Source organism: Streptomyces tremellae (assembly GCF_039540215.1).
GTDB lineage: Bacteria > Actinomycetota > Actinomycetes > Streptomycetales > Streptomycetaceae > Streptomyces > Streptomyces tremellae.
On sequence record NZ_BAABEP010000016.1, the window covers coordinates 54,346 to 63,656 of the forward strand.

The 9,311-nt window shown below is 75.9% G+C and carries 9 protein-coding genes; 5 read left to right on the forward strand and 4 right to left on the reverse strand.

What is annotated here, in order from left to right; genetic code table 11:
* Positions 1–5: 5 nt before the first annotated feature.
* A complete protein-coding gene (locus ABEA77_RS14190; protein ID WP_345646433.1) occupies positions 6–866 on the reverse strand; it encodes a GNAT family N-acetyltransferase in 861 nt (286 codons plus the stop codon).
* Between the two features lie 117 nt (positions 867–983).
* Here ABEA77_RS14190 and ABEA77_RS14195 point away from each other — a divergent pair, with 117 nt between their 5' ends.
* From ABEA77_RS14195 to ABEA77_RS14205, 3 genes are all read left to right on the forward strand, one after another.
* Entirely contained in the window at positions 984–1,346 is a 363-nt protein-coding gene (locus tag ABEA77_RS14195; protein WP_345646276.1) for a helix-turn-helix domain-containing protein, read from the forward strand.
* A gap of 72 nt (positions 1,347–1,418) precedes the next feature.
* Positions 1,419–2,042: a hypothetical protein gene (locus ABEA77_RS14200; protein ID WP_345646279.1), complete on the forward strand. Its 624-nt coding sequence runs from the start codon at positions 1,419–1,421 to the stop codon at positions 2,040–2,042.
* A 138-nt stretch (positions 2,043–2,180) separates the two neighbouring features.
* On the forward strand, positions 2,181–2,570 hold the full coding sequence (locus ABEA77_RS14205) for a DUF2516 family protein (RefSeq protein WP_345646282.1): 390 nt from the start codon (positions 2,181–2,183) through the stop codon (positions 2,568–2,570).
* Positions 2,571–2,795: 225 nt separating this feature from the next.
* On the opposite strand, the gene ABEA77_RS14210 is transcribed toward ABEA77_RS14205, so the two are convergent.
* The 3 genes from ABEA77_RS14210 to ABEA77_RS14220 all read right to left on the reverse strand — a co-directional run bounded on the left by ABEA77_RS14210 (position 2,796) and on the right by ABEA77_RS14220 (position 6,852).
* Positions 2,796–4,424, reverse strand: a complete 1,629-nt coding sequence (locus ABEA77_RS14210; RefSeq protein WP_345646284.1) for a PP2C family protein-serine/threonine phosphatase — start codon at positions 4,422–4,424, stop codon at positions 2,796–2,798.
* A 249-nt stretch (positions 4,425–4,673) separates the two neighbouring features.
* Complete coding sequence (locus ABEA77_RS14215; protein ID WP_345646286.1) at positions 4,674–5,873, reverse strand: C40 family peptidase; 1,200 nt, start codon at positions 5,871–5,873, stop codon at positions 4,674–4,676.
* A gap of 175 nt (positions 5,874–6,048) precedes the next feature.
* Positions 6,049–6,852, reverse strand: coding sequence for a class I SAM-dependent methyltransferase (locus ABEA77_RS14220; RefSeq protein WP_345646289.1), 804 nt, complete (start codon positions 6,850–6,852; stop codon positions 6,049–6,051).
* Positions 6,853–7,232: 380 nt separating this feature from the next.
* Between ABEA77_RS14220 and mshA the strand changes: the two genes are divergently transcribed.
* Positions 7,233–8,567 (forward strand): D-inositol-3-phosphate glycosyltransferase, encoded by a 1,335-nt coding sequence (gene mshA / locus ABEA77_RS14225; RefSeq protein ID WP_345646292.1) that lies wholly within the window; start codon positions 7,233–7,235, stop codon positions 8,565–8,567.
* On the forward strand, positions 8,560–9,147 hold the full coding sequence (locus ABEA77_RS14230; protein ID WP_345646295.1) for a type III secretion system chaperone family protein: 588 nt from the start codon (positions 8,560–8,562) through the stop codon (positions 9,145–9,147). Before mshA ends, ABEA77_RS14230 begins: the two co-directional genes overlap by 8 nt.
* Positions 9,148–9,311: the final 164 nt, after the last annotated feature.

Sequence of the window (9,311 nt, forward strand, 5' to 3'; positions counted from 1 at the left end):
CCGGCTCAACGCGCCTGTAGCGCACCGCCGGCGAAGGCGAACCCGGTGAACTCGGCGAGCGGGACGTACCCGACGCGCCGGTAGAGGGCGTTGCTCGTACGGTTCGCCGGGTCGGTGAACAGCACGACATCCCGCGCGCCGGCGGCCAGCGCGGCCCTGCTCACCTCGACCGTCACCGCGCCCGCGTACCCCCGGCCACGCAGGCGGGCCGGGGTGTGGACGGGGTCCACCCGGACCATGCCGCCGACCATCCGCGTCGAGCCCGCCATCGACACGGGCGTGCCGTCCGGCGTCTCCCAGAACGTGAACTCCTTGTCCGCGAACCGCGAAACGGCCCAGGACGCGGCCGGCGCCTCTCCCACGTCTGCGAGGAACTCGTCGCACCAGCCCACCACGTGCTCGTGGTCCCCGGCGCCCGCGCGCCGCCCCTGCCCGGCAGGAGGCGGCCCCGGCAGCGTGAGCGTCCCCAGCCGGTGCAGCCGCCCCCGCCAGAACGGCGCCGCAGCCGCGCCCGTGTGCCGCTCCCAGGCCCCGGCGAACGCGGTGGCCGTCCCGTGGTCCGCGGTCACACCGCCGAGCGGCACCCCGTCCCCGGCCAACCGCCCGGCCAGCCCGTCCGCCTCCCGCACGCCCAGCGGCGTGACCGTGAGCCGCAGGTGCCGGGGCGGCCGGTAGCAGACGCCCCGCACCTCGCCGTCCGCCTCCAGCCACCCGAAAAGCGTCCCCGCGCCGTCCCCGCGGGCCCGCAGCTTCTCCAGCGCCGTGAGCGGCGTGTTGTGCAGCGCGGCCCGCGACCGCAGAAACCCCCCGACCCGCTCGACGAACCCGCCGATGTCTCCGGTGAAGAACCACTCGCCCGCGCCCATGCCGAGGATTCTCGCCGCCCGGGGCGGGCGCATCCAGCGGGCCGGGACGACCCCGTGCGCGTGCTGCTGCAAGCGGGGACGCTTGCAAAAGTTAGCGGGCGGGTGCAGGGTGGAGGCATGGCAGCACTCAACGTCGGCAATGTCGGGGAGTACCTGCGGGAGCAGCGGCGCAGCGCGCAGCTCTCGCTGCGGCAGCTCGCCGATGCCGCCGGGGTGTCCAATCCGTATCTGAGCCAGATCGAGCGCGGGCTGCGCAAGCCGAGCGCGGAGATCCTCCAGCAGCTCGCCAAGGCGCTGCGCATCTCCGCGGAGACGCTGTACGTGCAGGCCGGGATGTTGGACGAGCGGGAGCGGGAGAGCGTGGAGACGCGCGCCGCCATCCTCGCCGACACCTCGATCAACGAGCGGCAGAAGCAGGCCCTGTTGCAGATCTACGAGTCGTTCCGCAAGGAGAACGGCGCGGGGGCCGACGCGCCCTGACCGGGCGTCGCGCGGCCCGCGGTGCTGTCGTACGACCCTCCCACCCTCAACCGATCCCGGAGGTTGACCGACATGGCCATCACCGATGACCTGCGTAAGACCCTGACCGACCCGACCCCGCTCTACTTCGCCGCCGGAACCGCAGACCTGGTCGCCGAGCAGGTCAGGGAGCAGGTCAAGAAGGCGCCCGAGCGGTTCGAGGCGGTGCGCAAGGTCGACCCGCGCGCCGTGCAGGAGCAGGCGGCCGAGCGCGCCCGCGAGGCGCAGGAGCGCGTACAGACCAGGGTGACCGAGCTGTTCGGCTCGCTCGACCGCGACCCGCGCAAGCTGGGTGAGACCGCGCAGAGCCTGGCGCTGCGCGGCGTCGGGGCCGCCCTGGAGTACGCGGTGAAGGCGCGCGAGACCTATGTGCGCGTCGCCGAGCGCGGCGAGCAGAGCGTGCGCGGCTGGCGCGGCGAGACCGCCGAGGACCTCACCGACATCGCGGTCGCCGTCGAGCCGGACGCCCCCGCGGCCAAGGCCAAGGCGCCGGCGTCCGCCGCGCAGACCCCGGTCGCCACGGACCCGGCCGAGGCGGCCGCGCCGCCCGCCGGCGCTGCCCGCAAGGCGGCGCCCCGCAAGGCCACCCCACGCAAGGCCGCGCCCCGCAAGGCGGCGGGCGCGCGGAAGACGCCGCCGGCCGGCGAGGGGAAGTAGCCGCAGGGCCCGGCGCCGCCCGCGGCAGGGCGGCGCCGCGGCGTTTCGGGCATTGTTTCCTGGCGCGGCCCGTTGTCGGGGTGTTCGCGTACGGTGGCAGCGGCACACCACCCATCTTCTTCTCAGGCGGTGCACAGCATGTTGCTCACAGGGTTCGGCTTCGTCCTCTTTCTGATCAGCGTGTTCCTGCTGGTGTTCGGCATCGTCGCGCTGGTGATCGCCGCGACCACCCGTGAGGACGCCTACCGCGCCACGGACAAGAAGACGAAGAAGTTCTGGGTCGCCATCCTCGCCGCCGTCGTCGCGGTGAACGTGCTGCCGATCGCCGGCTTCCCGCTCCCGCTCTCGACGATGTTCCAGATCGCGGGCCTCGTCGGCACGATCGTCTTCATGGTCGATGTGCGGCCCGCGGTCCGCGCGGTCAGCGGCGGCGGGGTCTTCGGCCGGGGCCGGGGCCGGGGCTGGCGGCGCGGCGGGGGCGGCGGGTCGAGCGACGGCCCTTACGGACCGTACAACGGGCGTCGCTGACCGTTCGGACCCGCGCGAGGGCGTGCGGCGCCGTGCCGTACGGGAGTAGGCGGCGCCGGCTCGTACGGGAGCATGCGGCGTCGGCCGGTAGGGGGCCGCTTCGGCCCGTGCGGGCCCGCACGGCCGCGTGCGGCGCCGACCCGTGCAGGGGCCGCTTCGGCTGGGCCGCTTCGGCTCGTGCCGTGCGGGGCCGCGCGAGGCGCCCGCTGCCCGCTTACCGCGCGCTCACCGCGCTGTCGGCTCCGCGAGGGCCGGCAGCGCGGGCGTGTGCGCGCCGCGGCCGAGCAGCAGCACCGCGACATCGTCGGTCAGCTCCCCGCCGTTCAGCTCCTCCACCCGCGCGAGCGCGGCCTCGATCAGCTCGTCGCAGCACAGCCCCGCGGCCAGTTGCTCGTTGACCATCGCGGCCATGGCGTCCTCGCCGAGGCGCCGGCTCGCACCAGGAGCCTCGCGGCCCTCGATCAGCCCATCCGTGTAGATCATCAGATTCCAGGCGTCGCCGAGTTCGACGCGCCTGCTCGGCCACCGGCCGCCGGGCAGCAGTCCCAGCGCGGGCCCGCCGCACTCGTACGACAGCAGCCGCGCCGGCTCGCCGCCCCGGGCGATCAGCGGCGCGGGGTGGCCCGCGAGCCGCACCTGCGCGGCGCGGCCGTCCGGGTCGATGTCGACCGTGCACAGGGTCGCGAAGATCTCCTCGCTCTCCCGCTCGTGTTCGAGCACCTGCTGCATCGTCGCGAGGACCTCGTCGCCGCAGATCCCCGCGAGGGTGAGCGCGCGCCACGCGATCCGCAGCTCCACGCCGAGCGCCGCCTCGTCGGGGCCGTGCCCGCAGACGTCGCCGATCATCGCGTGGACCGTGCCGTCCGGCGTGCGGACCGTGTCGTAGAAGTCTCCGCCGAGCAGGGCCCTGGACCGGCCGGGGCGGTAGCGGGACGCGAAGCGCAGCTCGGAACCTGCGAGCAGCGGGGTCGGCAGCAGCCCGCGCTCCAGCCTGGCGTTCTCCTGGGCGTGCAGCCGCGACTCGGTGAGCTGGCGCTGCGCGCGGTCCGCGCGCTTGCGCTCGACGGCGTAGCGGATGGCGCGGCTCAGCAGCCGCCCGTCGAGCTCGTCGCGCGAGAGGTAGTCCTGTGCGCCCGCGCGCACGGCGGCCGCGGCGCGCTCCGCGTCGCCCTCGGCGGCGAGCGCGAGGACGGCGTGGCCGGGCGCGAGCCGCAGCACGCGGTGGAGCGCGCCGAGCGGTCCTTCCCCCTCGCAGCCGGGCAGCGCCAGGTCGACGAGGAGGCAGTCGATGTCGTCCGTGAGCAGCCGGGCCGCCTCGGTGAGGTTGCGCGCGGTGCGGATACGGACGCGGGTGCCGCCGCCCTCGGGCAGCTCGGGCACGCTGAACGGCCCCGCGGGGTCGTCCTCGATCACCAGCAGCGTGAGGTGGCGCGTGGTCGGCCGCGCACTGGGCGCGGGGGCGGCGCCGTCGGGGCCGCGGCCGGGGCCGCTGTGTGGGCCGCTGGTGTGGCCGTGCGTGTGCCCGTCGGCGCCCCCGTGCGTGTGACCTGCGCGTCCGGTGTGTTCCGTGGTGTGCTGCTCGGCCCCCGCGGTGTGTTCCGTCTCCGCGGTGCTGTCGGCGCTGTCGGTGCTGTCGGTCCTGTCGGTGCCGCCGGGGTTGTCGGGGTCTTCAGCCCCTTCGGGGACGTCGGAGCGATCCCCCCTGCTGACGTTCTCGGTCTCGGTGGTCTCTGCGGTCTCGGTGTGTCCGCTGCGCGCCGGGTCCGAGGTGCGGGTGCCGTCGGCGGTGTCCGCCGCGGCCGCGGTCTGCTCCACCTCGGAGCCCGTGCGCTGCCGCGGTACGGGTACGGGCATCGGTCTGGCCTTCCTTCCCTCCCCCCGAGGGCGCGGTGCGGCGACGATCGACGCCTCACCGACCGGGACCTTAGCGGTACGCGGGGCCCGTACGGAATGGCGTGGCGGCAGCGGCCTCTGTCATATGCGGAGCCGACGCGGCGCTTCCCCGCTGGTCCCCGCGCGGTGGGCGCGCCGCCCGGCGCCCCGCCGCCCAGGAGGCGGCCATGACGAACATCACGTGGGGCGGGCCCCGGTGGGTGGGCCGCGTCACGTGCCCGGTGTCACACCGCCGCCGTCCGGCCGTACGGCCCCGAGCACCGGCATCGCGCCCGCCTCGGACAGCGTCACGTCGCGGCCCGGGCGCGGCGCCTGCACGATCTTGCCGCCGCCCGCGTACACCGCCACATGGCTGGCGTCCGCGTAGTAGACGATCAGGTCGCCGGGCCTGAGGTCGGCGAGCGGCACGTGCGGCAGCAGCCGCCACTGCTCCTGCGACGTGCGCGGTACGGGGGTGCCCGCGGCGGCCCACGCCCGGGAGGTGAGCCCCGAGCAGTCGTACGTGTCGGGGCCCGCGGCGCCCCACACGTACGGCTTGCCGATCTGCGCGGTCGCGAAGGCGAGCGCCCTGGCGCCCGCCGCGCTCGGGGCGCGGTTCATGTCGCTGGGCGCCCGGGTGTTGAGCCAGGCGGTCTGGGCGGTGGCGACGGCGTCCTGCTCCAGGGTCCGCAGACGGGCCTTCTCCGCGGCCCTGAGGCCGGCTTCGAGATCGCGCGCGTCGGAGATCTTCGCGGTGATCTCCTTCTTGGCCTTCGCGGTGGTCCGCTGGTTCTCCCTGAGCTTGTGCCAGTTGGTGCCGGCGTTGCGCGCGTAGCCGGTGAGGTCGTCCTGCGTGGTGGTGAGCTCGTGCAACAGGCCGTTCGCCGCGTGCTGTTCGTCCTTGGCGCGGGCCAGCCCTTCGAGCATCGCCTGCGGGTCGTCGGCGAGGGCGAGCCCGGCGCTCGGCGGGAGTCCGCCGCCGCGGTACTGGGCGCGCGCGGTGGCGCCCGCCTGCTGCCTCAGCGCGGCGATGCGCTCCTGCCCGTCGACGAGTGCCCGTGCGGTGGCGGCCAGTTGGGCCTTCTGCTCGGCGGCGCGCTCGGTGGCCAGGTTGTAGGCGTCGGTGGCGGAGCCCGCCTGCCGGTACAGGCTGTCGATGCGCAGCCGTACCGCGTCGAGCGAGGCGTCCGCGGCGCCCGAGCCGATGGAGTCGTCGCCCGAACCCCCGCCCGTACCGCCCGGATTGGCGGAGTCGCCCGTGCCCGGCGGGAGTTCGACCGGCGGCGGGGCGACCGGCGGGCCGTAGTCCTGCGGCGGCAGCGAGGGGCCGGCCGGCGCCGCGTACGCGCGGTGCGTGCCCCAGCCGGGCGACACGGACAATCCGAGCGCGCACACCAGCGCGATCGCGGCGAAGCGGCGTCGACGACTCACCCGTTCCCCCCAGTGCTCACGGCCCCAGCGCCCGCGCGGCCCGGGGTGCCGAGGCCCCGGAAGGCGCCGGGGCCCGGTGCGGCGTCCGGCCGTGGGGCGTACCGAATCCTCACCCGGGCGCCCCCGTGCGCGCAATGCCCTCAGGGCCCGTGCACGGGGGCGTGCGGCCGTCCGGTCAGCGACCGCGCGGTGCGAGCGCCGCCCAGCCGACCGTGACCTCGCCCGGCCTGCCGCGCCGCCCGCCACCCACCAGGGGCCAGTCCGCGGCGAGTTCGCGTACGGCGGCGCTCCAGCGCTGCCGCGCGCCGAGCGGTGCGTACGCGGCGGCCGACGCCCACGCGCGGTCGAAGTCCCGCAGGAAGGCGTGGACCGGCTCGCCCGGCACGTTGCGGTGGATGAGGGCCTTCGGCAGTCGCTCCGCCAGGTCGGAGGGGCGCCCGAGCCCGCCGAGCCGGGCCGCGAAGGTGACGGTGCGGGGGCCCTCGGGCCCGAGCGCGACCCACACGTGGCGGCGGCCGATCTCGTCGCAGGTGCCCTCGACGAGCAGCCCGCCGGGCGCGAGCCGCGAGGTGAGCCGGGCCCAGGCCGCCGGCACCTCGTCCTCGGCGTACTGGCGCAGCACGTTCGCCGCCCTGATCAGCAGGGGGCGCCGCCCACCGGGCAGCGGCACCTCGAACCCGCCGTGCAGGAAGCGCAGTCCAGGGCGCTCGAAGGGGAGGGCGGCCGCGACCCGCGCCGGGTCGATCTCGACGCCGGTGACCTCGGTGCGCGGCGCGACGGCGCGAAGCCGGGCGAGCAGTTCGACGGCCGTCCAGGGCGCCGCGCCGTAGCCGAGGTCGACGACGGCCGGGTCGTCGGCGGCGCGGAGCGCCCCGCCCAGAGCCGCGGCGATCCAGCGGTCCTGGCGGCGCAGCCGGTTGCGGTGGGTCGTGCCGCGCGTCACGGTCCCGAGCGGACGGGGGAGCGGGCGCGGCGGCATACCGCGAGCGTAGCCAACCCGGCGCCGGGCCATCTCTGTGCGGGGCCGGGCCGTCCCCGTCCCGGGCCACGCCGTGCCGGGTCGTCCCCGTGCGGGGCGGGCCGTCTCCGCGCCGGGGAGCCGTCTCCGTGCCGGGCCACGCCGTGCCGGGCCGTCCCCGTGCGGGCCGGGCCGCCCCCGTCTCGGGCCACGCCGTGCCGGGCCCGCACGCGGCTCGCACACCGCGGCGACACGTGCCCGTAACGAAACGCAATGTTTCGGCAAAGCGGAAATGGATGCTTCCGCTCCGGTGTTCTGGCGTTCGGAGGCAGGTTCGTGCCCGCCTCCTGGCCGCGCCGCCCGCGACCAGGGCAGCTGAACCGACCGAGAGGATCGTCGACGTGAGCCAGTACGTGTCCAGGATCACGGGCACGCCCGCCAGGCTCAGGTTTCCCGGGCAGCGGCGCAGGCCGCGCCGCGTCGCCATGCTCAGCGTCCACACCTCTCCGCTGCACCAGCCGGGGACGGGCGACGCGGGCGGGATGAACGTCTACATCGTGGAGCTGGCCAGGCGCCTCGCCGACATCGACATCGAGGTGGAGATCTTCACCCGCGCCACCACCGGCGGCCTCCCGCCGACCGTCGAGCTGGCGCCAGGGGTCCTCGTGCGCCATGTCGACGCGGGCCCGTACGAGGGTCTCGCCAAGGAGGACCTGCCCGCCCAGCTCTGCGCCTTCACGCACGGCGTCATGCAGGCGTGGGCGGGCCACCGGCCCGGCCACTACGACCTGGTCCACTCCCACTACTGGCTGTCAGGGCACGTCGGCTGGCTGGCCGCGGAGCGCTGGGGCGTGCCGCTGGTGCACGCCATGCACACCATGGCCAAGGTCAAGAACGCCGCGCTCGCCGAGGGCGACACCCCCGAGCCCGCGGCCCGGGTCATCGGCGAGACCCAGGTGGTGCGCGCCGCCGACCGGCTGATCGCCAACACCGACGAGGAGGCGGCCGAGCTGGTCCGCTTCTACGACGCGGACCCCGCGCGCACCGCCGTGGTGCACCCGGGCGTCAATCTCGAACGTTTCCGCCCCGCCGACGGCAGGGCCGCCGCGCGCGCCCGGGTGGGGCTTCCCGCCGACGCCTTCGTGCCGCTGTTCGCGGGCCGCATCCAGCCGCTGAAGGCGCCCGACGTGCTGCTGCGCGCGGTGGGCCTGCTGGTCGACCGGGATCCGTCGCTGCGCGGCCGGATGGTGGTGCCCGTGGTGGGCGGCCCCAGCGGCAGCGGCCTCGCGAAGCCGGAGAAGCTGCAGAAGCTCGCGGCGCGCCTCGGCATCGCCGACCTGGTGCGGTTCGTGCCGCCGGTCGGCCAGGACCGGCTCGCGGACTGGTTCCGCGCCGCGTCCGTGCTGGTGATGCCGTCGTACAGCGAGTCCTTCGGCCTGGTCGCCATCGAGGCGCAGGCCGCGGGCACGCCGGTCGTCGCCGCCGAGGTGGGCGGCCTGCCGGTGGCGGTGCGCGGCGGCCGTACGGGGCTGCTCGTGCGGGGCCACGAGCCCGCCGCGTACGCGGACGCGCTGCGGCGCTTCCTCGACAGCCCCGAACTGGTGGAGCGCATGGGCGAGGAGGCCGCGCGGCACGCGCGGGGCTTCGGCTGGGACGCGGCGGCCGCCGCCACGGCGGAGGTCTACCAGGCCGCCGTGCACGACCACAGGCGTCGCGTACGCTCGCCGCATGGGTGAGGCGCGGCGGAGGATCACGGCACAGGACGCGGCCCGCGTCGTCGAGGAGGCACTCGACGCGCTGGCCGCGGCGGACGCGGAGTCCGCGGGGGACCGGGACGCGGCGGGCCACGCAAGGACGGGCGTGACCTGGGAGTCGCCCGAGCCCGGCGCGTACGTGGTGACCCTGCCCGGCACCCGGAAGCTCTCCACCACCTGCTCGCTGCGCGTCGGCGCGCACGCGCTCTCACTCAACGCGTTCGTCGTGCGCCACCCCGACGAGAACGCCGAGCGCTTCCACCGCTGGCTGCTGGAGCGCAACCTCCGCCTGTACGGGGTGAGTTACGCGATCGACCGGCTCGGCGACGTCTACCTGACGGCCAAGGTGCCGCTCGCCGCGGTCACCGAGGACGAGCTCGACCGGCTGCTCGGCGCGGTGCTCGAAGAGGCCGACGGCTCCTTCAACACCCTGCTGGAGCTGGGGTTCGCCGAAGCCATCCGCAAGGAGTACGCGTGGCGGGTCGCGCGCGGCGAGTCCACCCGCAATCTCGCCGCCTTCACCCGCCTGACCGGTGAGGGGCAGCAGCCCGCGGGCGACTGAGGCCGCTTGGGCCGCTGAGGCCGCTGAGGCCGCTGAGGCCGCTGGGGGCGACGGAGGCCGAAGGGGCTGCCTGGGCCGCGCGCGTCATGTGTGGGCCTTCCGCGCTTCCCGCGCTTCCCGCGCTTCCCGCGCTTCCCGCGCTTCCCGCGCTTCCCGCGCTTCCC

Bases quoted from the DNA above. Each gene is read 5' to 3' on its own strand.
- ABEA77_RS14190 (WP_345646433.1), bottom strand. From the start codon at position 866: ATGGGCGCGGGCGAGTGGTTCTTCACCGGAGACATCGGCGGGTTCGTC.
- ABEA77_RS14195 (WP_345646276.1), top strand. From the start codon at position 984: ATGGCAGCACTCAACGTCGGCAATGTCGGGGAGTACCTGCGGGAGCAG.
- ABEA77_RS14200 (WP_345646279.1), top strand. From the start codon at position 1,419: ATGGCCATCACCGATGACCTGCGTAAGACCCTGACCGACCCGACCCCG.
- ABEA77_RS14205 (WP_345646282.1), top strand. From the start codon at position 2,181: ATGTTGCTCACAGGGTTCGGCTTCGTCCTCTTTCTGATCAGCGTGTTC.
- ABEA77_RS14210 (WP_345646284.1), bottom strand. From the start codon at position 4,424: ATGCCCGTACCCGTACCGCGGCAGCGCACGGGCTCCGAGGTGGAGCAG.
- ABEA77_RS14220 (WP_345646289.1), bottom strand. From the start codon at position 6,852: ATGCCGCCGCGCCCGCTCCCCCGTCCGCTCGGGACCGTGACGCGCGGC.
- ABEA77_RS14230 (WP_345646295.1), top strand. From the start codon at position 8,560: ATGGGTGAGGCGCGGCGGAGGATCACGGCACAGGACGCGGCCCGCGTC.